Genomic DNA, 23,829 nt, shown 5'->3' with positions numbered 1-23,829 from the left:
CTGGCCTGGCATTGTCCCGCCCCGACGACGGCAGCCTGATGAAAGGGCTGCTGCGTCTGCTTATCGTCGTCATTGCGTTATTGAGCCTGCTCCCCAGCCTGCAATTACTGGCCTCCGCGCTGCTGGACTGGCGGCTGGGCAGCCACAGCAGCCTGGGGCGCGTGCTCAGCAACCCGACCACCTGGATAGCGCTGTGGAATAGCCTGTACACCAGCGGCCTGGGGGCGCTGCTGTCCCTCCTGCTGGGCAGCCTGTTTGCCTTTTGCCTCGGGCTGATGAACATCCGTGGCCGCCAGGCATGGGCGTTTCTCTTTATGCTGCCGATGATGATCCCGCCGCAGGTCACCGCCCTGAGCTGGCTGCAGCTGTTCGGGCCCGGCAGCGTGCTGCTCAACAGCCTCGGCCTGGCGCCAGGGTTTGGCAGTACCAACCCGCTTTATTCCGCCGAGGGCATAGCGTTCCTGCTCGGCATCCAGCACGGGCCGCTGGTGTTTTTGACCCTGCGCACGCAGCTGCAAAGTTTGCCCCAGGAACAGATTGAGGCGGCGCGGCTGAACGGCGCTTCTCTTGGGCGGGTTTTCATCGACATCATTCTGCCGCTGTGCCGACCCGCGCTGTGGGCCGGGGCGGCGCTGGCTTTTGTTTCCGCCCTCGGTAACTTCGGGATCCCGGCGATGCTCGGCATCCCCATCTCCTACTTCGTGCTGCCCGTTTACATCTACCAGACGCTCTCCAGCTTTGGCCCGTCGATGCTGAACGAGGTGGCCTCGCTCTCGGTGCTGATGGGCGTGCTGGCCGTCGCCATTGTGACGCTGCAGGGGATTATGCAGCGGCGTTACGCTTTGCCGCTGATCGGCATGGCGGGGCGAGCGGCAAGTTTTGCTGCAGGTAAAAGGCGGCTGGCGGTGGAGATCCTGCTGGCGATCGTGCTGGGCGGGATGCTGATTGCCCCGCTGCTGGCGCTGATTACTACTTCCCTGGTGCCCACGCTGGGCGTGCCGCTCAACGGCGACACGCTGACGTTTACCGCCTGGCGCGCCATTTTTGACGAGCACAGCGCCACCTGGCGGGCGCTGACCAACAGTATGCTGCTGTCAGTCGGTGCCGCCGCGCTGCTGATGGCGCTGAGCCTGCCGCTGGCCTGGCTGCTGGTGCGCCGCCCCAGCCGGCCGCTGCGCTGGCTGCACAGCCTGATAGATATTCCCTACACGCTGCCCGGCGTGGTGCTGGCCATCGCCTGTATTCTGCTGTTTGCGCGCCCGCTGCCGCTGCTGAACGTCAGCCTCAGCGGCACGCTGACGATTATCTTCTTCGCCTATCTGGCCCGGTTTCTTACCGTCTGCCTGAAGCCGGTTCACACCAGCATGCTGCAGCTGGACCCGGCGATGGAGGAGGCCGCGAGCCTGGCGGGGGCCGACGCCTCCCGGCGGTTACGCCACATCGTCCTGCCGCTGCTGGCCCCGGCGGCATTTGCCGGTGCGCTGCTGGTATTTCTCACGGCGGTGAACGAGCTGACCGTCTCCGCGCTGCTGTGGAGCGCCGGGAAAGAAACCCTCGGCGTGGTCATTTTTAATCTCGACGAAAGCGGCGACAAAGTCATGGCATCGGCGATTTCCGTGCTGGTGGTGATGCTGGTGGCCGCAGTGATGCTGCTGCTGGGCGCGCTGGGCCGTTATTTACCGAAAGGAGTCATTCCATGGCAGAGCTAAGGCTGGACAAGCTCAGCAAAGTTTTTGGCGAACAGGCCGTGGTGCGGGATCTCAATCTGACGATCCCGGACGGGGCGTTTACCGCCTTGCTGGGGCCGAGCGGCTGCGGTAAAACGACCACGCTGCGGATTGTGGCTGGCCTTGAAGCGCTGAGCGGCGGTCGTCTGCTGCTGGGCGATAAGCTGCTGGCGGACAGCGCCACCCACGTTCCGCCGGAACAGCGTGACATGGGCATGGTGTTTCAGTCCTACGCCCTGTGGCCGCATATGACCGTGGGCGAAAACGTCGGCTACCCGTTGAAGCTGCGTAAGATTAACGGCGCCGCTCGCCAGAAGCGGGTGATGGAGGCGTTGGAAGTCGTGGAGCTTGGGGCGTACTTTGGGCGCTCGCCCCAGGAACTTAGCGGCGGGCAGCGGCAGCGGGTGGCGCTGGCTCGTTGCCTGGTTTCGGAGCCGCAGGTGGTTTTGCTCGATGAGCCGCTGGCGAACCTTGACCGCCACCTACGCGCCACGATGGAGCAAACTTTTCGCGAATTTCACCGCCGCACGGGGGCGACTTTTGTCTATGTGACGCACGATCAGGCCGAAGCGATGGCGCTCGCCAGCCATATTGCCGTGATGCACCAGGGCGAGCTGATGCAGTGGGGCACGCCGCAGCAGCTTTATCAGCAGCCGCAAAATGGCTGGGTGGCGCGGTTTATTGGCAAAGGCAGCGTGCTCTCCCTTGGCGTATCGCCCGGAGCACGGCAGCTGGATCTGCCCGCATTGCATGAGGGTTTTGCTCATCCGGCGAGCCGTAAAACCGTGCCGGTGCTGGTTCGTCCCGAGCATGTTCAGGTCGCGGATAGCGGGCTGAGTGCCAGCGTCGAAAGCTGTATTTATCAGGGAGAGCGGTATCTGCTGGAGCTACGTTTACAGGACGGGCAGGCGCTGAGCGCGTTTCATTCTGCGCCGCTGGCGGTGCAGCAAACGGTGCATGTGCAACTGTTACAGGGCTGGCGGCTGGATGCGGCGTGAGAGAGTCACGCTGTAAGCGGGAATATCCCGCCTTCGCCGTAATAAAAACGGTGAAGGCGGGGCGGGTCTTTAGTCTTCGAAGAACCAGTAACCGCTGTTCACCAGCGCGGCCAACGTGGCCAGGAAGGAAGGATCTTCCAGCGCGTCACCCAACTTCCCGGCGTCCAGCTTGATGTGGCTGGCTAGCGCTTCGACCGCCGGGCGATGCGGGCTGTCGAGCTTCTCGCCGTTCACGTACACCTCACCGGCTACGCGCAGCACGCGCAGGCCGCCCAGGCGCACCAGCTTGTCGCCCTGTTGCAGCGCATCGTAGATTTCATCCGGCTGATACGGTGGCTCCGGCGGCGCGACGTCCAGCTCGTGGCGGGACTGGGTAATAAACTCACCCAACCAGCTGTTAAAGGTCTCCGGCTGGTTGACGATGTCCAGCATCATGCCGCGCAGCTTGTCGACTTCCTGCGGCAGAATATCCGCCGGATGCTGGCGCTCAGGCACGTCCGGGTCGGTGTAACGCAGGCCGCCCAGCTCACGCTGCAGCACATAGTCAGCAAAGCCGCTGATAAGCTCGCGGCCGCTTGGCGCACGGAAGCCCACGGAGTAGTTCAGCGCGTTTTCCAGCGAGTAACCTTCGTGCGGGAAGCCTGGTGGAATATACAGAATGTCGCCCGGCTCCATCTCTTCGTCGATGATGGCGTCGAACGGCTCAACCTGGAGCAGATCCGGGTGCGGGCAATGCTGTTTCATGGCGACTTTTTCGCCCACGCGCCAGCGGCGGCGGCCCACGCCCTGAATAATAAACACGTCGTACTGGTCAAGGTGCGGGCCAACGCCGCCGCCTGGCACAGAGAAGGAGATCATCAGGTCGTCAATGCGCCAGTCGGGGAGGGCGCGGAAGGGGCGCATCAGGGCGCTGGAAGGTTCATGCCAGTTGTTCACGGCCTGCACCAGCAGCGACCAGTTGTTTTCGCCGAGGTGATCGTAGCTCTGGAACGGGCCGTGGCTGACCTGCCATTTACCGCCCTGATGGCTGACGAGGCGGCTGTCCACCTCGTTTTCCATGGCAAGACCGGCAAGCTCATCCGGTGAAATAGGGTCGATGAAGTTTTTAAAGCCACGCTTCAGCACCACAGGGCGTTTTTGCCAGTAGCGTGCAATAAAGTCGGGCCAGTTTAAATCCAGGTGATAATCCATATTATTGTCTTCCTGCAGATGGAGGAGCCTGACACGGATTATAACGGATGGCGAGCCGGGTTACGGGACTATTTCACCCTTCATCCTGTTCCGGCTGCTGGCGGGCGAAAATAACTTCCATGCGCGCGCCGCCCAGAATACTGGCACTGGTCTGGATCTCGCCGTTGTACTGCTCGACAATTTCTCTGGCAACCGACAGCCCCACGCCCTGGCCAGGGCGCAGCGTATCGGCCCGCTGGCCCCGGTCGAAGACCATTGCGCGTTTGCTTTCCGGTATACCCGGGCCATCGTCATCCACGATCAGGTGCAGCGTGTCGTCGGTCTGGCGGGCGGTGATTTCCACGAACTCCAGGCAGTATTTACAGGCGTTATCCAGCAAATTGCCCATCACTTCCATAAAGTCGTTTTTCTCACCAATAAAAGTAATTTCCGGCGACACGTCCAGCGTGATGTTCACGCCTTTACGCTGGTACACCTTGTTCAGCGCGGAGCACAGGTTGTCGAGCAGCGGCGCAACGGAATGCAGCTCGCGGCTAAGCAGCGTGCTGTTGCCGCGCATGCTGGCGCGATGCAGGTAGTAACCAATCTGCTGCGAGATGCGGCTGATTTGCTCCAGCATCACCGGCTCGGCCTGCTCGACGTTCATCTTGTCGGTGCGTAGCGAACGCAAGGTCGACTGTAGCACGGCGAGCGGGGTTTTCAGGCTGTGGGTTAAGTCCGTCAGCGTGGTGCGGTATTTGTCGTGTCGGTCACGCTCGGTGCGCAGCAGCTGGTTCAGGTTACGAACCAGGCTGGTCAGCTCGCGGGTCGTTTCCGGGTTGAGGCTATCGCGGTCGTGTTTTTCCAGCTCGCGCACTTCCTGAGCCAGCTCCTGAATCGGGCGTAAGCTCCACCAGGCGGCCAGCCACAGCAGCGGTACCACCAACAGCAGGTTGGCCAGCAGGACGTAGATAAACCAGCTCCACACCATGTAAGAGCGCTTCAGCTCAATAGGAATGGTGTCGACCACCACCACAGTCAGCGCGGGCATGCGCGGGGTCGCGGGGTAAAGGTTCACCGCCACCGAGTGGGTCATTTCGTAGCCGTCGTCGCTTTCGTCATCGTGCATGTCTTTCAGCTGGGCGAGGCGGTCTTTATCGTTGTCCAGCAGGGCGCTACTGGTGGCGTAGTCAGCCTCCAGCTCGTGGAAACCGTTGCCGGTTAGCCACTCTTTCTGGATCTGCTGCACCACGTCCGGGACGTTGCGCTGCATCCACAGCAGCTTGCCGTGCTCGTCGTAAATCAGCGCCATGGTCGGGCTTTGTATGCTGATGTTGTCAGGCAAATCCACCTGCAGTTTGCCGTCCTTCCAACTGGAAAGCGTATAGAACAGGTTACTTTCGCCGCGCAGCAGGCGGAAAGTGGTTTTGTCAAAGCTGACGCTGTAGCCGACCAGCGCCACCAGGCCGTAGGCCAGGGACAGCACCATCACCACCGCGGCGGTAGCCAGTAAGAAGCGAACCCGCAGCGAGAGGGGCAGAATGTGGCGAAAAATTTTCAACATTTAGTGGAGATCGAATCGGTAGCCCTGGCCGCGCACGGTAGTAATCACTTCCTGCGGATATTCAGCCTGAATTTTTTTACGTAAACGGCCCATCAGCACGTCGATAGTGTGACTTTCGCGCAGCTCGGCGTCCGGGTAGAGCTGCAGCATCAGCGAGTCTTTGCTGACCACTTTCCCGGCGTTGCGGATGATGGTTTCCATGATGGTGTATTCAAACGCGGTGAGCTTGATCAGGTTGTCGTTGATCGACAGCTCGCGGCGGGACAAGTCCACCTGGAACGGCGGCAGGGAAATCACCTGCGAGGCCAGGCCGCTGTTACGGCGCATCAGCGCCTGCATGCGGGCGACAACTTCTTCCAGATGGAAAGGTTTGGTGACGTAGTCATCGGCCCCGGCGCCCAGCACTTCAACCTTATCCTGCCAGCCTTCGCGGGCGGTCAGCACCATAATAGGGATGGTGACATCGTGGCTGCGCCAGCGGCGGATCAGGCTCATGCCGTCTTCGTCCGGCAGCCCTAAGTCAACAATCGCAATGTCCGGCGTATGTTCATTCAGGAAATAGTCTGCCTCTTTGGCATCCTCGGCCGCATCCACCTGATGGCCCGCTTCACGCAGCTGTACCTTCAGATGATGGCGCAACAGGGCATTATCTTCCACAACCAGAACGCGCATCGTATTTCCCCAGTCTATTCATAGTATTGATAGTTTAGCGCTAATTATTCATGACAGGGAATAAACCTCGTATAAACAATGCCCTCATGAACATTAACGCTGAGTCAACAATGTAATACGGCTTAGGCCCTCACCCTAACCCTCTCCCGTAGGGAGAGGGTTAGGGTGAGGGCCGGGGTGGGGGGCAAACAGAAGGCAAAAAAAAGCCCTCCGAATGGACTGCACCCCAAAAGTTGGACACCCAACTGAGTAAGGTGCAGTTTTTTATGGCAAAGCCAAAATATTCCCTCGAAACCAGATTAGCTGTAGTCAAACACTACCTTGCCGGAAAAGATGGAACACATCGTACCGCTGAACGTTTTGGTGTTGAAAGAACATCAGTGCGACGCTGGGTAAGAGCCTGGCAACTCCACGGTATTGATGGCATTACCTGGAAAAATGACCGCCATTCTCCGGCGTTCCGGATTGCTGTCGTACGCACGATTCTCGCTGAAGAACTTTCGATGCGCGAAGCTGCCGCACGGTTTAATATCTCCACTGAAACCGTTGTCCGGCACTGGGTGAATGTCTACAAAGACGCAGGTGAAAAAGGACTTCTGAGCATAAAACCTGGCCGGAGCAAGGACATGACAAAACCCAAAAAAACACCTCCACTTACCGATGCTGCGCTGGATAAGTTATCTCCCGAAGAGTTGCGGGCTGAACTTCGTTACCTGCGAGCAGAGAATGCCTATCTAAAAAAGCTGAAGGCCTTAGTTCAAAGCGAGAAAAACGGCGGAAAGCCGCAATAATCAACGAACTAAGGCTGGAGTATGCGCTCAGTGATCTTCTTCGTGCAGCGGGCATGTCCCGCAGTACGTGGTATCACAATATCAATGCGCTGAAGCGAGCAGACAGGCATGCCGGGCTGAAAGCCAAAATCAGAGAGATTTATCACTATCACAAAGGGCGTTATGGCTACCGCAGGATCACGCTCTCGCTGAGAAGGCAGGGTCTGCTGGTGAACCATAAAACTGTACAGCGGCTGATGGCAGAACTGTCGCTCCGTTCTCTGATAAGGGTGAAGAAATATCGTGCCTGGAAAGGGGAAGTGGGCAAGGCTGCACCCAATATCCTGGGCCGGAACTTCGGGGCATCGAAAGCCAACGAAAAATGGGTCACGGATGTCACCGAGTTCTCAGTACAGGGTAAAAAGCTGTATCTGTCGCCGGTTCTCGATCTGTTTAACCGGGAGATTATCTCCTACAGCCTGTCGGAAAGGCCGGTGATGGAGATGGTTAATAGCATGCTGCGCGATGCGTTCCTGAAGCTCAGCCCGGAAGATAGCCCCTTGCTGCACACGGATCAGGGCTGGCAATATCGAATGGCAGGCTATCAGGCAAGGTTAAAGGCACAGGGCATGACACAAAGTATGTCGCGCAAAGGAAACTGTCTGGATAATGCGGTGATGGAGAACTTCTTCGGCACACTGAAATCGGAGTGTTTTTACCTGAACAGGTTCAGCGATCTGAATGAACTGAGGAAGGCGATAGAGGACTATATCCATTACTATAACAACGAGCGGATCAGTCTGAAATTAAAAGGCCTGAGTCCGGTAGAATACCGAACCCAGACCCCGATAGCCGCTTAACATGAACTGTCCAACTTTATGGGGTCAGTCCAGAAGAGGGCCTTAAGATTACTTCAGCTCGTCAACCATGGTGGTGGCGCGGCCAATATAGTTGGCTGGCGTCATGGCCTTCAGGCGGGTTTTTTCTTCTTCCGGCAGCTCTAGGCTGTCGATGAACTGCTTCATGCCCTCGGCGTCAACGCGCTTGCCGCGGGTCAGCTCTTTCAGCTTCTCGTACGGCTTTTCGATGCCGTAGCGGCGCATCACGGTCTGAATAGGCTCTGCCAGGACTTCCCAGTTGTGATCCAGCTCGTCCAGCAGGCGATCGCGGTTCACTTCCAGCTTGCTCACCCCCTTCAGGGTGGACTGGTAGGCGATCAGCGCGTAGCCGATACCCACGCCCAGGTTACGCAGCACGGTGGAGTCCGTCAGGTCGCGCTGCCAGCGGGAGACCGGCAGCTTGCTGGCCAGGTGCTGTAGCAGGGCGTTGGACAGGCCGAGGTTGCCTTCGGAGTTTTCGAAGTCAATCGGGTTCACCTTGTGCGGCATGGTGGAGGAGCCAATCTCACCGGCGATGGTCTTCTGCTTGAAGTGGTTCAGGGCCACGTAGCCCCACACGTCGCGGTCGAAGTCGATCAGGATGGTGTTGAAGCGCGCGATGCAGTCAAACAGCTCGGCGATGTAGTCGTGCGGTTCGATCTGGGTGGTGTACGGGTTCCACTGAATGCCCAGGGAAGTCACGAATTCTTCGCTGAACTGGTGCCAGTCAACTTCCGGGTAAGCGGCGATGTGGGCGTTGTAGTTACCGACCGCGCCGTTGATTTTGCCGAGAATTTCAACGTTGCCGAGCTGGCGGAACTGGCGCTCCATGCGGTAAGCGACGTTTGCCATCTCTTTACCCATGGTGGACGGCGTCGCAGGCTGGCCGTGGGTACGGGACAGCAGCGGGATGTCGCGATACTGCACGGCAAGGTCTTTCACCGCGTCGATGATTTTACGCCAGTATGGCAGCACCACGTCTTTACGTGCGGTGTCGAGCATCAGCGCGTGGGACAGGTTGTTGATGTCTTCGGAAGTACAGGCGAAGTGAATAAACTCGGATACCGCGTGCAGGGCAGGGATCGCTTCCACTTTCTCTTTCAGGAAGTACTCAACCGCCTTCACGTCGTGGTTGGTGGTGCGCTCGATGGTTTTGATGCGCGCGGCGTCAGCCTCACTGAACTCCGCAACGATTTTATCAAGGTAACCGTTTGCGTCCGCATCAAAAGCAGGAACTTCCTTGATCGCTGCGTGCGCGGCCAGCTTTTGCAGCCAACGTACTTCGACCTGTACGCGGAATTTCAGCAGACCGAATTCGCTGAAAATAGCGCGCAGAGCGCTGACTTTGTCGCCGTAGCGCCCGTCAACGGGGGAAACGGCGGTCAGTGAGGATAATTCCATAACAACTCCTGAGAGGTTAACAATGAGCGAGAATTTGTTTGGCCTGAGTGGTCAGGCGACTACGAGAAAACATTAACTGCAGGCGGCCACCGCCAACCTGATGCCACAACACGGCGGCACGAATACCGGCCAGCAGCGCGGCACGCACTTTGCTCTGCACCTGAGGGCTTTGCAGCACGGCAGGGGAGCCGGTGACCTGAATACGTGGGCCAAGCGGGCTAATGACGTCGACATAGATCCCGGCCATGGCGCTCAGCAGCGTCTCGGACTCGAGATCGAAGTGTTCCAGCTGGCGCTGCAGGCCGTTAATTTTGTTGCCGAGCGTGTCCATCGCGCCTTTGGCGGCGTGGAGTTTACGCTCCAGCACCATCAGGCTAAGCGTGTAGCGCGTCAGCTCGGCGTTCAGGCCCTGACGGTTGCTGGCGTTCAGCACGCCGAGCAGGGTTTCAAGCCCGAGCTTAAGGTTAGCTTCGCTGCCGCCAAAAACGTCCAGGGTTGAACCCGGATTCTGGTCAATCACGCTGTTGAGCGAGACGTGAAGCGCGTCGCTGTCGCAATGACCCTGATGGGCTAACTGCTGCACCAGACGGGCTGACTGGCAAATGCCGGCCAGCGCGAGAGTAATGTCGTAGTAGTTTTTAGCCACAGGGCTGCGTCCTTGTGTGTAATTAACTGACGAGCGGCAAACGCTGCTCAATAATACCGCCGCCGAGGCACACTTCGCCGAGGTAGAACACCGCGGACTGGCCTGGGGTAACGGCGGCCACCGGCTCTTCAAAGCGCACTTCTATGCGTTCGTCATCCAGCGGAGTAATCGTGCAGGGGATATCCGTCTGGCGGTAGCGGGTTTTTACCGTGCAGCTCAGCGGTGCGGTTAAAGGTTCGCGATCCACCCAATGCAGCTGCTGGGCAATTAGCCCAACGGACATCAGGCGCGGATGGTCATGGCCCTGCGCGACGACAAGAATATTGTTGGCGACGTCTTTATCGACCACGTACCACGGATCTTCAGATCCTTCTTTGGTGCCGCCGATACCGAGGCCTTTACGCTGTCCGAGGGTGTGATACATCAATCCCTGGTGCTCGCCTACGCTTTCGCCGTCCACGGTGAGGATTTTGCCCGGTTGTGCAGGCAGGTAGCGGCCCAGGAAGTCGCGGAACTTGCGTTCACCGATGAAACAGATACCGGTGGAGTCTTTTTTCTTCGCGGTGACCAGATCCAGCTCTTCGGCAATGCGGCGCACTTCCGGTTTTTCCAGCTCGCCGACCGGGAACAGGCTTTGGGCGATTTGCTCGTGGCCGAGAGTATAAAGGAAGTAGCTCTGGTCTTTGTTGCCGTCCAGGCCGCGCAGGAGCTGGCTTTTCCCGTTGACGTCAGCGCGACGCACGTAGTGGCCGGTGGCGATGTAATCGGCACCTAAATCTTCTGCGGCAAATTCGAGGAAGGCTTTAAATTTGATCTCTTTGTTGCAGAGGATGTCCGGGTTTGGCGTGCGCCCGGCTTTGTACTCTTCGAGGAACAGTTCGAACACGTTGTCCCAGTACTCTGCGGCAAAGTTAACGGTGTGCAGTTCAATGCCCAGCTTGTCGCAAACGGCCTGCGCATCGGCTAAATCTTCCGCTGCGGTGCAGTACTCCTCGCCATCGTCTTCTTCCCAGTTCTTCATGAACAAGCCTTCCACCTTATAACCCTGCTGCATCAACAGGTAAGCGGAGACGGAGGAATCGACACCGCCGGACATCCCGACGATCACTTTTTTCTGGCTGTTATCAGACATGGAGAGACTCACGACATTGAACTTGAAAGCGGCGTATTCTATCACGCAGCCTGCTACTTGACACCCTTTGTAAACGGCCAGTTAAAAGCCCCCAGCATAGACAGGGGATAACGCGGCTCCTGCTGATAACAGCGAATGCTTTCCGCCACCAGCGGCGAGCGCAGGTTTGTTGCATTTATAATGGTTTCGGCATCGAGCCACAGGCAGCGGTCAATATCGCTGTCGTGCGGCGTGGTCGGCAGCTGTTTGTCCAGATCGATAGCAAACAGGAAGCGTAAGAACGGCGTGTTGTCCGGGGCAATCCACTGGTGCATGCGGATAAAACTTTGCGGCTCGGCGGTAATACCCGTTTCTTCCCACAGCTCGCGTTTGGCGGCCTCGAGCAGCGTTTCGTCGGCTTCGAGGTGCCCGGCGGGCTGGTTCCACAGTGCCTTACCCTGAATGGTTTCTTCGACGACTAAAAACTGGCCTTCGGCCTGCACAACGCAGGCCACGGTGACGTGAGGTTTGAACATGAGCTTTCCTTACGCGGAGGTGAGTGGGAGTTCGCGCCAGCTGCCCGGCTCGAGGCCGTCGAGGGTCAAATCCCCCATCGCATAGCGGATCAGTCGCAGGGTAGGGTAGCCAACATGCGCGGTCATGCGGCGAACCTGGCGGTTGCGGCCTTCATAAAGCGTGATTTTCAGCCAGCGGGTGGGAATAGCCTTGCGTTCGCGAATCGGCGGATTGCGCGGCCACAGCCATTCCGGCTCTGCAACCAGCTCGGCCCCTGCCGGAAGCGTAGGACCGTCGTTCAGCTCAACGCCGCTACGCAGGGCTGCCAGCGCCTCTTCCGTTGGCTCGCCTTCAACCTGGACGTAATAAATTTTGCCGGTACGTTTGCCGGGCTGGGTCAGTTTTGCCTGCAGCGCCCCGTCATTGGTGAGCACCAGCAGCCCTTCGCTGTCCCGGTCGAGACGGCCTGCGGCATAGATACCCCCTAAAGGAATGTAATCCTTCAGCGTGCTGCGCCCCGCTTCGTCGGTAAACTGCGGCAGCACATCGTACGGCTTATTGAAGATAACCAGCTTCTTTGGCCCGGCAGGCTGCTTGCGTCTGGCGGCTTGCGTGTTGCTGAATCGTTTAACTTGGTGATTCCTAAAAGAAGTTTTATTCATAGTGTTTTCAGCGCGTGTGGATTGACGCATTATAACGGAAAACATGAGTGATTGGCGCGAGCCTGATATTGCAGTAGTATGAGCCCCGCAAATTACAAATCATTAACAAAAAACCAGAAGCGCTCGAAGGAGAGGTGAATGGAAAGCAAAGTAGTCGTTCCGGCGGAAGGTAAAAAGATCACCCTGCAAAATGGCAAAATCAACGTACCTCACAACCCAGTGATCCCGTTCATTGAAGGGGATGGTATCGGTGTGGACGTAACCCCAGCCATGATTAAAGTGGTGGATGCTGCCGTGGCAAAAGCCTACAACGGCGAGCGGAAAATTTCCTGGATGGAAATCTATACCGGCGAAAAATCTACCCAAGTTTATGGCCAGGACGTCTGGCTGCCAGAAGAAACACTGGACCTGATTCGTGACTACCGCGTTGCCATCAAAGGCCCACTGACTACCCCAGTCGGCGGCGGTATTCGCTCCCTGAACGTTGCGCTGCGTCAGCAGCTTGACCTCTACGTTTGCCTGCGCCCGGTACGTTACTACCAGGGGACACCAAGCCCGGTTAAGCAGCCTGAGCTGACCGATATGGTTATCTTCCGTGAGAACTCCGAAGATATCTATGCTGGCATCGAGTGGAAAGCGGACAGCGCCGAAGCGGACAAAGTGATCAAGTTCCTGCGTGACGAAATGGGTGTGACGAAAATTCGTTTCCCTGAGCACTGTGGGATCGGCATCAAGCCTTGCTCCGAAGAAGGTACCAAGCGCCTGGTTCGTGCGGCCATCGAATACGCAATCACCAACGACCGTGATTCCGTGACCCTGGTGCACAAAGGCAACATCATGAAGTTCACCGAAGGCGCGTTCAAAGACTGGGGCTACCAGCTGGCTCGCGAAGAGTTCGGCGGCGAACTGATCGACGGCGGCCCGTGGGTGAAAATCAAGAACCCTAACACCGGCAAAGAGATCGTTGTGAAAGACGTGATCGCCGATGCGTTCCTGCAGCAAATCCTGCTGCGTCCTGCTGAATACGACGTTATCGCCTGTATGAACCTGAACGGGGACTACATTTCTGATGCCCTGGCGGCACAGGTTGGCGGCATCGGTATCGCACCGGGCGCAAACATCGGTGACGAGTGTGCGCTGTTCGAAGCCACGCACGGTACTGCACCTAAATATGCAGGCCAGGACAAAGTAAACCCAGGCTCCATCATCCTGTCCGCAGAAATGATGCTGCGTCATATGGAATGGTTCGAAGCGGCTGATCTGATCGTCAAAGGTATGGAAGGCGCTATCGATGCGAAGACCGTAACTTACGACTTCGAGCGTCTGATGGATGGCGCTAAGCTGCTGAAATGTTCAGAGTTTGGCGACGCTATCATTAAACACATGTAATCAGCGCCGCTGGTTATGTGAAAACGGGAACCCTAGGGTTCCCGTTTTATTTTTCAGAAAAAAGCGCTACCAACAATGATAATAAAAATATTCTTAAGTCATTTACGTGAAAACTGACGATTAATAATGAACTTAATTTTATTGAGCAGACAATATTCTCTAAGGAAATAGAGTTTTATCTTCTTACTGAATTTTTCTGTTTTGCTAAATGGCAAGACCAATGATTTTATTTTCCTGGCCTGCTCTGCATTAAAGAAACAATAGCCATGCACATTGGTGCTGATTCTTCTTAGCAGACTGTATGTGGAGCGCACGGCAGGGGCGAGAATGTTCGCATCAGCGGGATGACGTTTATTAAGGATTTCAGTAAATACAGCTAACGCAAAAATAACATCATCAATATCTTTGCTTGTTGGCGTGTTTGTTATGCTGCCTTCTCTTACCCTGTAAAGAAGCAGTTCATCCGTGAGGCTATAGGTACTTTTCGATTCTATATAAATCAATGGCGTAGTGGCAACGTCCTCATAGTTTCTACCGACAGGGTAATGTACCTTGTTAAATAATTCTCTTTTGTAAACCCGAGACCATGGGAACCATTCGTTCCGTTGAAAAATATCACTCAGATCACGTAGGGATTTTATGGCTAAAAATCCCGTCCTGGTGACCATTAAAACAGGTGTACGTATATCTGGATTTCCATGATAAAAACGGTTGGCATTGAACTCAATTAAATCAACATTATTGTTTTCCAGGATAGGTTTTATTTTTTGCCAAAATGTATGCTCCCAAACATCGTCCCCATCGAGCAATGCTAAATAACGCCCCGAAGCCATATTGATACCGGTGTTTCTGGCTGCTGAGATACCCTGGTTTTGTTGAGATATAACCTTAATGGCTCTTTCTTTATTATTTTTTATAAAGGAATCTATTTTTTCCAGGGAACGATCTGTGGAACCGTCATTGACGACAATGATCTCGACGTCATCATCTATTTGAGCATGTACGGAGGCCAGGCACTCATTGATGTAATTCTCACAGTTATAGCAAGGAATGATGACGCTTAATAAAAAATCTGAAACCATTAATGTTGCCCTGTTTTTATATAACGACTTAATTATAAAAGGAAAAGCCAATCAAAATGCTTCATGCTCAAGCGTGAGGGATTTTATCAGTAGCGGAATGGGATAGAAAGCTGAAACTGGCAGCAGGCAAATACGCTTCCCGCCTTATGGTGAAGCCTGACTAAGCGTGGGGTGTTGGCTGTAAAATTCAGACATAAAAAAATCGTGAAATGTTACGGAGTTGTATCAATGAGTTATTTGACGACGTTGCGAAAGGGAAAGGGATCGGGAAAAAATCCCAGCTTTGTCTGAGTGCTGTTGTGCTAGTTTTGAAAGACAGGGACTTTATTTATGGAGTGATTATGGACAAGGGCAAGCAAGTTTTCGAGGAGTTTCATCCTGAAATGCTGCAGGTAATTGGCACCGCTGTGGTACAGCTGCTGGCGGGAGAAGAGACGTTATCACGTGAGTCGATAGCCGATATGGTACACAAGCTTTACGCACATGGTCTGGACGATGCGGCAGTACAAAGGGCGGTTGATGTCCTGATCCTGGGGTAGGCGTGAGTCTTTGTCCGGCTGCTCATCTCGCTATTTATCGCTGATTCAGCGGAGAATAGTCAGTTTTAAACTGATTGTCGTCACTGCGCAGGATGATGTTAAAATCGCAGATGATTATCATTATCATAAAAAGGACTATTTATGAGTAAGACGCTCATCATCTGCGCTGTATTGTTTGCCACCCACGTTTATGCCGCGAATAAACCTGCATCGGAGCTGGTCTGGAGTGAGGCGGAAGAGGAGCCAGGCTGCCACGGGAACGTGTGCCTGAGCAACGAAGAGAAGAAACCGCAAAATATGTACGGCAAGCTTGATAAAGGTGACCAAAAGCTGCTGTCCGACCCTTACTCTAAGTACGATCGCGATAACAGCAATAGCACCGCACGTGCAGGTGTGACGTTTAAATGGGATTGATAGATAAAAGGCGCTGAACGCGCCTTTCATTTATTCATTAAAGGGATTTTTATGCTGTCGTAAATACTCAACGCCAAATTCATGAGAGGCAAAATCATTGATATGGCCGACATCACGATAGACAGGAACGCCATTAATATCAGTTTTGCATACATTACCAGAGCACTGAGCATCTTTAGGATCAATAATAATGAGTGTTGGGTAAGTTTTCTGTAGCCGGTTAAATAGCTGTGGGAACCACTCACTGCTATCATCTGTCCTTGTATTCGTATTACAACTGTTAGATACGTATTTTTTTCTGAACTTCACACTGTCATAAAAACAGTGCATAAAATTATCCGGCATAGTGTATATTTGCTTGATAATCACTGGTCGTGCACCTGACTGTATAATAATGTCTAAGGCTTGCTTCATTGCTGTTTCGATACGTTGATGTGACAATTCCATCGAACGCGGGTCTTGCGGATGATTGACGATATTGTCACCAGCATAGTTACTCCAGACCTCACCAATAATTACATAGTCGAAGTGTCCTTGCCGAATGTTTTCATAGAACTTGTCACTATCATCATGGCATTTTTGATAAACGGTATCTTTGAAATACCACCAGTCAAACAGGTAGACACCCGGTAACGTTAAGCAGGACGAGGTGGCCTGAGCTAAAACTGACATATGGGCGTTCTTACCCAGTACATCAAAGAAGCTCCAAAAATGATTGGAATGTGAGTCGCCAATCAGCAATGCCTTTTTAGCGGCGTTTACATCACCGATCGTACAGTTTTTATTCTCTAGTTCGCTGCTACCATCGATGCAGTATTTTCTGTCGCGTGACTCATTTTGCTTGAGAGTGAGTGCAACCTGCTGAAACTGAGATCCAAAACGCCTGCTAAGGCCATCCTGCTTTTCGGAAATAGCGCTGAGTACCACGAACAATAATGCGAGGAGCAATGACAGATAAATAAAGGATTTTAAGAGTGGGATGCGTTTCTTCCTGAAGGGTTTCTCTATGAAAAGGTAAGAAAGCCACGCCAGCGAAAACGTGAGTGCTAAGCAGACTGTCGTAAATATCCCATTTTCTTCAAAACCCAAATATCTTCCTGCAGCAAAAATCGGCCAGTGCCATAAATAAAGGGAGTAAGAAATCGTACCGATAAATACCAGGGGAGGAATTGATAGTGCACGGGTAACAATTCCGCCGGAGACTGAGCCAACGTAAATAAGTGCAGCTGAGGCTGCGGCAACAATAACGGCATGATAATCAGGATAACCAAGGACGATATTTGTTCTGGTAGCGCAGTAAAACAGCGCACCAAGAGCTGCCAGCCCAATACAAGTGGCCATAAAGTTATTGGGCTTCAGGTTTTCACTCTTTAACATTATCAGACAACTACCAAATAAAAACTCAAATATTCGGGAGCTTAAAAAGTAGTAACTTTTGTCTGGAAATGCCTGTGACAGATACAAGGATAAAGCGACCATAGCCAACGTAGTAGAAATGACAACAGGGCTGAGCCATCGGGATGGAAGATATTTATGAAGAAGGAGTAATGCTGCCGGCAGGACTAAATACCATTGCCATTCTATTGACAGTGACCATGTATGGAGTAATAACAGAAATGCTGTGTCTGGTGCAGCGTAAGCCGTTGTTGCTCGAGAAAAATACTGATTTGAGGTAAACAGTGTTGTGTACTTGGCTTCGCGTAAAAAGTGGGTAAAATCTTCCGGAAGATAAAAAATTGTCGCAATTATCAGACTAAAAAGGATCGTTGCAATCAACGCAGGTTGTAGACGCCAAAGTCGGCGAACATAAAAATCGGTGACAGAAAGTTTGTTGTTATTTAATGCACTAGTGATGATTGATGTGATAAGAAAACCTGAGATAACAAAGAAAATGTCGACGCCAATGAATCCTGATGGAAAAAGGGTGAGTCCTGCGTGAAAAATGAGCACAAACAGAACCGCAATGGCTCTCAATCCATCAATATCTGAACGGTAACGCATCAAGCTGCCTCTAAAACTTTTCGCTGAAAACCTCTTTTGAGGTTTCTTGTCATTGTTGTGACAATATTTTATCTACTGAATCCCCCTAAAGAAAGCGAATCTGCTGCCAGGGGATAAACGTTTCCAAAGCCCGAGCTTTGTCGTAAATTTGTGAGACATCTACGGCAAATGCTGTGGATGAAGAAAGTGCAGGCGCGATCATCAAAATCGGCCGTGATAATCTCATCTCTCTCGCCCTGGTTTATTATCAATTAGTGAACAGCATAGCCGTTTTTCCCTTCACAGGTTATAAATTTGGGGCTTAAATGCTACCGTAAGATCAAACAGATAAGCCGGAGGCGAGATGGATAAAAAAGCAAAAGACGAAGAACTGTATCAGGAGATGTGCCGCGTGGTGGGTAAGGTGGTGCTGGAGATGCGGGATCTGGGGCAGGAGCCGAAACACATTGTGATTGCCGGCGTGGTCAGAACCATGCTGGCAAACCATAAAATCAAACGTTCCCCGCTGACGGACGAAGCGATGGCACACGTTATCCAGGCGCTGGGCTATGAAGTTTAGCTCGCGCCCGTCGACAATATAACCCCATCAGGAATCACCTATGATTGCCAGTATTCTTATCGGCCTGATTGCTTTGATTCATCTTTATATTCTGGTGCTGGAGATGGTGCTTTGGGATAAACCTGCGGGGCAGAGAGCCTTTGGTTTGTCTCCCGAGTTTGCACGTCAGTCGAAAACGCTGGCGGCGAATCAGGGCTTGTATAACGGGTTTCTGGCTGCTGGATTAATATACGGGCTGCTGGCGGCGAGCAGCGGCTATGAATTTAAGCTGTTTTTCCTTATTTGTGTCCTGATTGCCGGTTTGTTTGGTGGCTTTACAGCCAGCAAAAAAATACTTTATGTTCAGGCTCTACCTGCGGCATTGGCATTGATGGCATTATTGGCGGGAATATAATCGAAAAAACCCGGCAAACGCCGGGTCACCATAAGGCTATCATCATTAATATAATTGGCGATCGACCGGATCTTTTTTGGAGTGGTTCCGGACCCTCCAGAGGAGGAGATAATATAGGCATATTCGATAGCGAATGAGGGTTCATCAAGCTACCGAAGCCAAGAAATTATCCTGAGTCGTTGTCGTTAGCAAGTGCCTGATGACGTTTTTTTTCGAATATGAATTATAAAACTAAATTTTCCAGAATAATCGGCCTGAACAGATTCTAAGATTCGTCTATCCTTTATGGGGTAGGCTTGTTCTTTCGAATGGATTAACCGAATTTATCAGGAGTTTATATGGGCTTTTGGCGAGTCGTTTTCACAATTATCCTGCCTCCATTAGGCGTGCTTATCGGCAAAGGCTTTGGCTGGGCCTTCATCCTCAACATCCTCCTTACCCTGCTGGGCTACTTCCCTGGCCTCATCCATGCGTTTTGGGTGCAAACCCGGGATTGATGCAGCGGTAACGTCTCCCCCTGGCTTCTCTGAACCAAAAGACCTCCAGGCGGCGTAAGCAAACAATATGCAGTTCGTGCAAGCACTCAGAGCCCACTTTTGTGGGCTTTTTATTTCCTTTAAATTAAAAAGAGTTCCGCTATACCCAAAAATAACGGTTTTGTTTATCGTTGATTAAGGTTTTCTTAATATTCCCGACATCAATAAATAGCCAAAATGATTACGTTTGAAATTAATTCCCGATTAATTATTTTGCTTTCAAAACAAGGATGTACAAACCGTTACACGAAAGTGCTGGGCATTATGTATGGGTAATCCGCTTTATTGAGGAAGCGTTTATTCTTACCCTTTTACTATGCTCGTGTTTTCACTCCTGAGGTTATAATAATGAATCATCTTTTGATTACCGGTGCGACAGGTTTCCTGGGCGGCGCGGTATTAGCTCGAGCCCTTTCCGAATCCTCTTTTAGTTCCGTATTGTTATTGGTGCGAGCGAACTCTCCTCAGGAGGGCGTGGCCAGAATCAGAAATAACCTTGCTAATTTTGGCTGTACTGATGCACAGATAGCCCAAATTAATCCGGAAAATATATTGCTGGGTGATTTAGCCGAGCCTGAACATTTTCTCGATGACGAAAGAATCTCCGGCGTTACGCACGTGATTAACTGTGCTGCGGTTGCGTCGTTTGGCGAGAATGCGCTGATCTGGAAGGTAAACGTTGAGGGAACCCTGCAGTTTGCGCGCCGTATGTCTCAGGTCAAAGGCCTGCAGCGTTTCCTGCACGTGGGCACCGCGATGTCCTGCGTGCCGGATGCGGGTACCCTGGTGACGGAAAGCATGTCCAGCAAGCCGGAAGAAGAGCACCTGGTGCAGTACACCTGGTCCAAATCGACCATCGAACGCATGATGTCCGAGCAGTTCCCGCAGCTGCCGCTGGTTATCGCTCGTCCGTCTATCGTGGTGGGCCATAGCGAGCAGGGCTGCCGCCCGTCCAGCAGCATTTTCTGGGTCTTCCGCATGGTGCTGATGCTCGGCAAATTCATGTGCTCGCTCGATGACAAAATCGACGTTATTCCGGTGGATTACTGCGCCGAAGCGCTGCTGCTGCTGGCGAAGAGCGACTCGCTGAAAGAGAAGATCTACCACATCTCTGCCGGGGACGTGAGCAGCATCCGCTTTGCTGATATCGACGAAGCGATGTCCAGCGCGCTGAACCAGACGCCTATCTTCTCCAATTACGAGCAGGTGGATTACAGCGAGCTGGTGAAGAGCCGCCGCAGCTTTAAGTCTATTTACGGGCCGTGCAATGAACGCCTGATGCTGCGTGCGATGCGCCTGTACGGAGAGTTCTCCATGCTGAACGTCCGCTTCTCTAACGAGAAGCTGTTAGATTTAGGCATGTCGCCGCCGCCGCGCTTTGTGGATTACATCAGCCGCTGCGTGGAAACCACCCGGGATTATTCAATTCCGGAGCTGATGAAGGTCGACTTCAAATAAAAAAAGGGAGCTTAGGCTCCCTTTTCAGTTTGTTAGTGATATTAAAGGGAGCTTAGGCTCCCTTTTTCACGTTTAGCGGATCACCACTTCATTTCGCCGGTATTCACTTTGGCGCTCATTTCCAGAGAGCTTTCATCGGCAAGGCCCGGATACTTTTGCTTCATCTCGGCAATGACCGGGGCACTTTTCCCTTTTTTCAGCGCCAGCTCGAAGTCGGCTAAATAGTCGCCGGTGAAGACCACCGGCACCGCGCCTGGCTTAACTTCTCCGATGTAGTGCCCAGGGATCACGCGCTGTGGCTTGAGCGCGGCCATTTCATCCAGCACATCGCGCCATTCCTGACGCGCGGCTTTGGTCTGGGAATCGGCCGTCCAGATATGAATCCCTGAACTGACGCCTACGCCGCCGAGGATCGTTTTATTGGCCGGGATCCACAAATATGCCGCGTGTGAAGCCGGCTGGCGCAGCTCAATTTTTTCACCATCGACGGTGAAAGTGGTGTCGTGCGTAACCTGAGGCACGAAGACTTCATTTGGCGCGCCATCTTTCAGAATCGGGCCCCAGTATTTGATCTTCTCTGCTTTGGTCTTGCTGATATGGTCGACGACCAGCGGCGTGGCCTCAATTTTTACCTGCGGATACGCCTTAACAATCGGCTCCAGGCCGAAGTAATAGTCCGGGTCACCGGCGGTGATGAGAATGCGGGTCAGCTTTTTTCCGCTGTGCTGGATAATCTTCACTAGCTCCTCACCGTCTTTGACGCTGAACTGGGCATCAACGAGCGTGGCTTCCGTCGGGCCGCTAATCAACGTAGAGGTGACCGGGAATACGCCTTTGTCCTGCGGGTTGTAGACGTCGAGCGTCAGTGGGGCAGCAAAGCTGGCGCTGCTGAACAAAAGGGTGACGGTGGCCGCAGCCAGGGTATGTGTCTTCATCTTTTTCTATCCTGATCAACTGAATGAATAAGCCCGTTTGGGAATGAGAATCAGTGTAAATTGCATTTTGTGAATCGTAATGGCTTTATTAAGGTAAGATGAATTTCATAAATCGAGCAGATGGGCGAAGAAATGGACAGAGTCATCGCGGCGAAAGTCTATATACGCATTTGTGAGCTGGGCAGCCTGAGTGCTGCGGCGCGGGCGCTGAATATGTCCCGCCCGATGGTCAGCCGTTACCTGGAGCAAATGGAACACTGGGCCGGAGAGCGCCTGCTGCATCGTTCCTCACGTAAGCTAACGTTAACGCCGACCGGCGAGCGGGTGCTGCAGCAGACCCGTGCGCTCAATGAGGTAGCAGAAAGCATAACCGCTCAGAATCAGCAGGATTTGCCCTCCGGCACCCTGCGCGTAGCCTGTTCACAGTTTGGCGCACGGTATTACATCGTGCCTTTTTTGTCCGACTTTCTGAGTGATTACCCGGATCTTCGAGTTGAGCTGCACGTCAGCAGCCAGGCGGTGAACATGATTGAAGAGCGTATCGATCTGGCCATTCGCATCACTAACGATCTCGACCCGAATATTATTGCCCGCCGGTTAGGGGAGTGTGACTCCATGCTCTACGCTTCTCCTGCTTATATCGAGAAGCGGGGGATGCCGCGCTCTCCGGTCGAGCTGGAACACCATAACTGCCTGCAGTACAGCTATTTTCTGCGTAACATCTGGCAAATGGTGGATGAGCAGGGCGAGCCGCTAAACGTGGAGGTTGGCGGTAACTTTAGCGCTAATGATTCGGTGGTGCTGATGGATGCGGTAGCGGACGGCGTAGGGATTGCCATGCTGCCGGTAGAGGATGCGAAGTCGCGGTTTGAACGCGGGGATCTGGTTAAAGTGCTCGAGGATTATCCCCCCCGGTCGATGGGGATTTACGGCATTTATCGCAGCCGGAGCTATCTTCCCGCCGCGCTGAGGCTTTTTCTGGCGGCGCTGGCGAAAAGGCTCGCGAAATAAATTAAGAAAAATCTCAGTATCTGGCGGTTATACCGTTTACTTTTTGTGCCAGGAATGTTCTGATCTCGCGGCAAAAAAAGTGAGGGGAGCAGAGATGTTTCAATTAAAACCGGGCAGCCTGGCGATGGTCATTGGCGCCCGTACCGCAGCCGGGCGGGTGAATATTGGTAAGGCGGTCGAGCTGTTTGGTCTGTGCCAACCGGGCGAGCGTTTTGTTAACCCGGTGACGGGTGTGGTGACGCAGCTACCGCTGGAGGCTAACTACCCGCTGTGGCTGGTGACCGGCGAAGTTATCGCCTTTGACGGCCGGCAGGGCTACGCATTTGTGCGCGCCGAGCATTTAATGCCGCTGGATAAAGATTTTTCCCCGCAGGAAGACGAGCTGCACCTCAGCTATTAATCCCGGCAGTGGCGTAAAAAGTCAGCCAGCACCAGCGCATGGTTCTGGTTGGTATTTTTTGAGCCGTATAGCAGCGTCAGGGTGCCGTCATCACCGTGTCGGGCAAGCGTTCTGGCGGCGTCCAGATTCTGTGCAAGCTCTTGCCTGTAGCTCTCGCTGAAGGCGGCGAAATCGATTGTTTCGCCGTGAAAGGCTTTACGCAGCTCATTTGAGGGCGCCAGTGCCTTCGGCCATTCGTCGTAGCGCAGGTCGCTTTTTTTCATCCCGCGCGGCCAAAGCCTGTCAACCAGCACCCGGTAGCCGTCATCCTTATCGGGGGCTTCATAAACTCGTTTACAGCGGATCATACCTGCTCCTTATCGACTTCCTCCAGCCTGCTCAGCAACAGCGGGATCTGATGCTCGGCAAAGACTTCTATGCCGTGCTGGCGCAACAGCGCTGCCGCTACCCCCTGACCCGGTATCGTTTTGCCTGCAAAGCGGCCATCGTAGATTTTCTGGCTGCCGCAGGTCGGGCTGCCGTCGGTAAGAATAGCAAAGCGACAGTTATTCTCCCTGGCGGTTTGCAGCGCGAGCCAGGCGGCAAGAAGATAAGGTTCGGTGACGTCTTTGCCGTCGCTTTCCAGAATGGCGGCACGGCCGAGAAATGCGGCTTCACCGTCGCCTCCGCTAAGCTCTGCGGGAAGACGCGGCGTTGGAAGCCCGGCCGCGAGTTCAGGGCAGTGGATAACCAGGCGGCCTTCATCCTGCAGGCGGGCGAGGGCCGCGCCAGTCTGCGACTTTTCGCTGCCGTTATAGCGGACTTTGAACCCCATCAGGCAGGCGCTAACCAGTATTTTTGCTTTCATTGTTTTTTATCGACGAAGTGAACTCAACACGTTACTACATTGTTTGCCTTGCCGGATAGGGGCTAAGGCCTGCCAATTTTTGCGGTTGTCAGCGCGGAGTAAACAGCCTACTCTATCATTCCTTATGTTGTTCTCTCCCCTCAAACATA

The 23,829-nt window shown here is 53.7% G+C and carries 25 protein-coding genes; 12 read left to right on the top strand and 13 right to left on the bottom strand.

Translation table 11 applies throughout. The annotated features are described in order from the left end of the window. The first annotated feature begins 11 nt into the window (after positions 1 to 11). Both JT31_RS03940 and JT31_RS03935 read left to right on the top strand, forming a co-directional pair. A complete protein-coding gene (locus JT31_RS03940) occupies positions 12 to 1,709 on the top strand; it encodes an ABC transporter permease (protein ID WP_235212920.1) in 1,698 nt (565 codons plus the stop codon). Further along, positions 1,697 to 2,725: an ABC transporter ATP-binding protein gene (locus JT31_RS03935; protein WP_038473544.1), complete on the top strand. Its 1,029-nt coding sequence runs from the start codon at positions 1,697 to 1,699 to the stop codon at positions 2,723 to 2,725. The genes JT31_RS03940 and JT31_RS03935 overlap by 13 nt, the downstream gene beginning before the upstream one ends. A gap of 69 nt (positions 2,726 to 2,794) precedes the next feature. Here the strand turns inward: JT31_RS03935 and JT31_RS03930 are convergent, their stop codons facing one another. The 3 genes from JT31_RS03930 to phoP all read right to left on the bottom strand — a co-directional run bounded on the left by JT31_RS03930 (position 2,795) and on the right by phoP (position 6,131). Then, positions 2,795 to 3,916, bottom strand: a complete 1,122-nt coding sequence (locus tag JT31_RS03930) for a cupin domain-containing protein (RefSeq protein WP_038473541.1) — start codon at positions 3,914 to 3,916, stop codon at positions 2,795 to 2,797. A 73-nt stretch (positions 3,917 to 3,989) separates the two neighbouring features. Beyond that, positions 3,990 to 5,459, bottom strand: a complete 1,470-nt coding sequence (phoQ, locus tag JT31_RS03925) for a two-component system sensor histidine kinase PhoQ (RefSeq protein WP_038473537.1) — start codon at positions 5,457 to 5,459, stop codon at positions 3,990 to 3,992. Then, on the bottom strand, positions 5,460 to 6,131 hold the full coding sequence (gene phoP / locus JT31_RS03920; RefSeq protein ID WP_008453365.1) for a two-component system response regulator PhoP: 672 nt from the start codon (positions 6,129 to 6,131) through the stop codon (positions 5,460 to 5,462). A gap of 266 nt (positions 6,132 to 6,397) precedes the next feature. Here phoP and JT31_RS23665 point away from each other — a divergent pair. Further along, a protein-coding gene (locus tag JT31_RS23665) for an IS3 family transposase (protein ID WP_144244024.1) occupies positions 6,398 to 7,761 on the top strand; the annotation gives its coding sequence in 2 pieces (ribosomal slippage) (positions 6,398 to 6,875 and positions 6,875 to 7,761; 1,365 coding nt in all). Positions 7,762 to 7,809: 48 nt separating this feature from the next. On the opposite strand, the gene purB is transcribed toward JT31_RS23665, so the two are convergent. The 5 genes from purB to rluE are packed head-to-tail and all read right to left on the bottom strand — an operon-like array spanning position 7,810 to position 12,145. After that, the gene (gene purB / locus JT31_RS03905; protein WP_038473530.1) at positions 7,810 to 9,180 is read right to left on the bottom strand and encodes an adenylosuccinate lyase; all 1,371 of its coding nucleotides are present in this window, start codon (positions 9,178 to 9,180) and stop codon (positions 7,810 to 7,812) included. A gap of 16 nt (positions 9,181 to 9,196) precedes the next feature. Next, a complete protein-coding gene (gene hflD, locus JT31_RS03900; RefSeq protein ID WP_038473527.1) occupies positions 9,197 to 9,826 on the bottom strand; it encodes a high frequency lysogenization protein HflD in 630 nt (209 codons plus the stop codon). 22 nt (positions 9,827 to 9,848) lie between these two features. Further along, the gene (mnmA, locus tag JT31_RS03895; RefSeq protein WP_038473524.1) at positions 9,849 to 10,958 is read right to left on the bottom strand and encodes a tRNA 2-thiouridine(34) synthase MnmA; all 1,110 of its coding nucleotides are present in this window, start codon (positions 10,956 to 10,958) and stop codon (positions 9,849 to 9,851) included. A gap of 53 nt (positions 10,959 to 11,011) precedes the next feature. Next, the gene (locus JT31_RS03890; protein ID WP_038473521.1) at positions 11,012 to 11,473 is read right to left on the bottom strand and encodes an NUDIX hydrolase; all 462 of its coding nucleotides are present in this window, start codon (positions 11,471 to 11,473) and stop codon (positions 11,012 to 11,014) included. Between the two features lie 9 nt (positions 11,474 to 11,482). After that, positions 11,483 to 12,145 (bottom strand): 23S rRNA pseudouridine(2457) synthase RluE, encoded by a 663-nt coding sequence (gene rluE, locus JT31_RS03885; RefSeq protein ID WP_038482753.1) that lies wholly within the window; start codon positions 12,143 to 12,145, stop codon positions 11,483 to 11,485. A 108-nt stretch (positions 12,146 to 12,253) separates the two neighbouring features. Here rluE and icd point away from each other — a divergent pair, with 108 nt between their 5' ends. After that, positions 12,254 to 13,504, top strand: coding sequence for an NADP-dependent isocitrate dehydrogenase (gene icd, locus JT31_RS03880; RefSeq protein ID WP_038473518.1), 1,251 nt, complete (start codon positions 12,254 to 12,256; stop codon positions 13,502 to 13,504). A gap of 98 nt (positions 13,505 to 13,602) precedes the next feature. Here icd and JT31_RS03875 read toward each other — a convergent pair whose 3' ends face one another. Further along, on the bottom strand, positions 13,603 to 14,586 hold the full coding sequence (locus JT31_RS03875; protein WP_052048964.1) for a glycosyltransferase family 2 protein: 984 nt from the start codon (positions 14,584 to 14,586) through the stop codon (positions 13,603 to 13,605). Between the two features lie 383 nt (positions 14,587 to 14,969). Here JT31_RS03875 and JT31_RS03870 point away from each other — a divergent pair, with 383 nt between their 5' ends. Continuing rightward, on the top strand, positions 14,970 to 15,125 hold the full coding sequence (locus tag JT31_RS03870; RefSeq protein WP_235212919.1) for a hypothetical protein: 156 nt from the start codon (positions 14,970 to 14,972) through the stop codon (positions 15,123 to 15,125). Positions 15,126 to 15,266: 141 nt separating this feature from the next. After that, positions 15,267 to 15,539, top strand: coding sequence for a hypothetical protein (locus tag JT31_RS03865; RefSeq protein WP_038473515.1), 273 nt, complete (start codon positions 15,267 to 15,269; stop codon positions 15,537 to 15,539). A 30-nt stretch (positions 15,540 to 15,569) separates the two neighbouring features. On the opposite strand, the gene JT31_RS03860 is transcribed toward JT31_RS03865, so the two are convergent. Next, entirely contained in the window at positions 15,570 to 17,540 is a 1,971-nt protein-coding gene (locus JT31_RS03860) for an acyltransferase family protein (RefSeq protein ID WP_038473513.1), read from the bottom strand. 343 nt (positions 17,541 to 17,883) lie between these two features. On the opposite strand from JT31_RS03860, the gene fumD reads away from it, so the two are divergent. The 4 genes from fumD (at position 17,884) to JT31_RS03840 (ending at position 20,487) form a co-directional block, all read left to right on the top strand. Next, positions 17,884 to 18,099 (top strand): fumarate hydratase FumD, encoded by a 216-nt coding sequence (gene fumD / locus JT31_RS03855; RefSeq protein ID WP_038473510.1) that lies wholly within the window; start codon positions 17,884 to 17,886, stop codon positions 18,097 to 18,099. A gap of 40 nt (positions 18,100 to 18,139) precedes the next feature. Next, positions 18,140 to 18,493 (top strand): DUF1304 domain-containing protein, encoded by a 354-nt coding sequence (locus JT31_RS03850; RefSeq protein WP_176982814.1) that lies wholly within the window; start codon positions 18,140 to 18,142, stop codon positions 18,491 to 18,493. A 338-nt stretch (positions 18,494 to 18,831) separates the two neighbouring features. Next, positions 18,832 to 18,990 carry a YqaE/Pmp3 family membrane protein gene (locus JT31_RS22955; RefSeq protein WP_038473509.1) on the top strand — a complete coding sequence of 53 codons (159 nt, stop codon included), beginning with the start codon at positions 18,832 to 18,834 and terminating at the stop codon, positions 18,988 to 18,990. 387 nt (positions 18,991 to 19,377) lie between these two features. Beyond that, positions 19,378 to 20,487, top strand: coding sequence for an SDR family oxidoreductase (locus JT31_RS03840; RefSeq protein WP_038473507.1), 1,110 nt, complete (start codon positions 19,378 to 19,380; stop codon positions 20,485 to 20,487). A gap of 80 nt (positions 20,488 to 20,567) precedes the next feature. Here the strand turns inward: JT31_RS03840 and JT31_RS03835 are convergent, their stop codons facing one another. Further along, complete coding sequence (locus tag JT31_RS03835) at positions 20,568 to 21,422, bottom strand: Vmh family MBL fold metallo-hydrolase (RefSeq protein ID WP_038473505.1); 855 nt, start codon at positions 21,420 to 21,422, stop codon at positions 20,568 to 20,570. Positions 21,423 to 21,554: 132 nt separating this feature from the next. On the opposite strand from JT31_RS03835, the gene JT31_RS03830 reads away from it, so the two are divergent. Both JT31_RS03830 and JT31_RS03825 read left to right on the top strand, forming a co-directional pair. Then, positions 21,555 to 22,433 (top strand): LysR family transcriptional regulator, encoded by an 879-nt coding sequence (locus JT31_RS03830; protein WP_038482741.1) that lies wholly within the window; start codon positions 21,555 to 21,557, stop codon positions 22,431 to 22,433. Positions 22,434 to 22,527: 94 nt separating this feature from the next. Further along, positions 22,528 to 22,833, top strand: a complete 306-nt coding sequence (locus tag JT31_RS03825; RefSeq protein WP_038473502.1) for a hypothetical protein — start codon at positions 22,528 to 22,530, stop codon at positions 22,831 to 22,833. Here the strand turns inward: JT31_RS03825 and JT31_RS03820 are convergent. Both JT31_RS03820 and JT31_RS03815 read right to left on the bottom strand, forming a co-directional pair. After that, complete coding sequence (locus JT31_RS03820) at positions 22,830 to 23,180, bottom strand: DUF488 domain-containing protein (protein ID WP_038473500.1); 351 nt, start codon at positions 23,178 to 23,180, stop codon at positions 22,830 to 22,832. The two genes, JT31_RS03825 and JT31_RS03820, sit on opposite strands and share 4 nt — an antisense overlap. After that, entirely contained in the window at positions 23,177 to 23,680 is a 504-nt protein-coding gene (locus tag JT31_RS03815; protein ID WP_038473497.1) for a DUF523 domain-containing protein, read from the bottom strand. Before JT31_RS03815 ends, JT31_RS03820 begins: the two co-directional genes overlap by 4 nt. Between the last annotated feature and the right edge of the window lie 149 nt (positions 23,681 to 23,829).

Source organism: Cedecea neteri, assembly GCF_000757825.1.
Taxonomy (GTDB): domain Bacteria; phylum Pseudomonadota; class Gammaproteobacteria; order Enterobacterales; family Enterobacteriaceae; genus Cedecea; species Cedecea selenatireducens.
The sequence above is the reverse complement of the archived record's forward strand: the minus strand, read 5'-3'. Positions and strand labels throughout refer to the sequence as shown.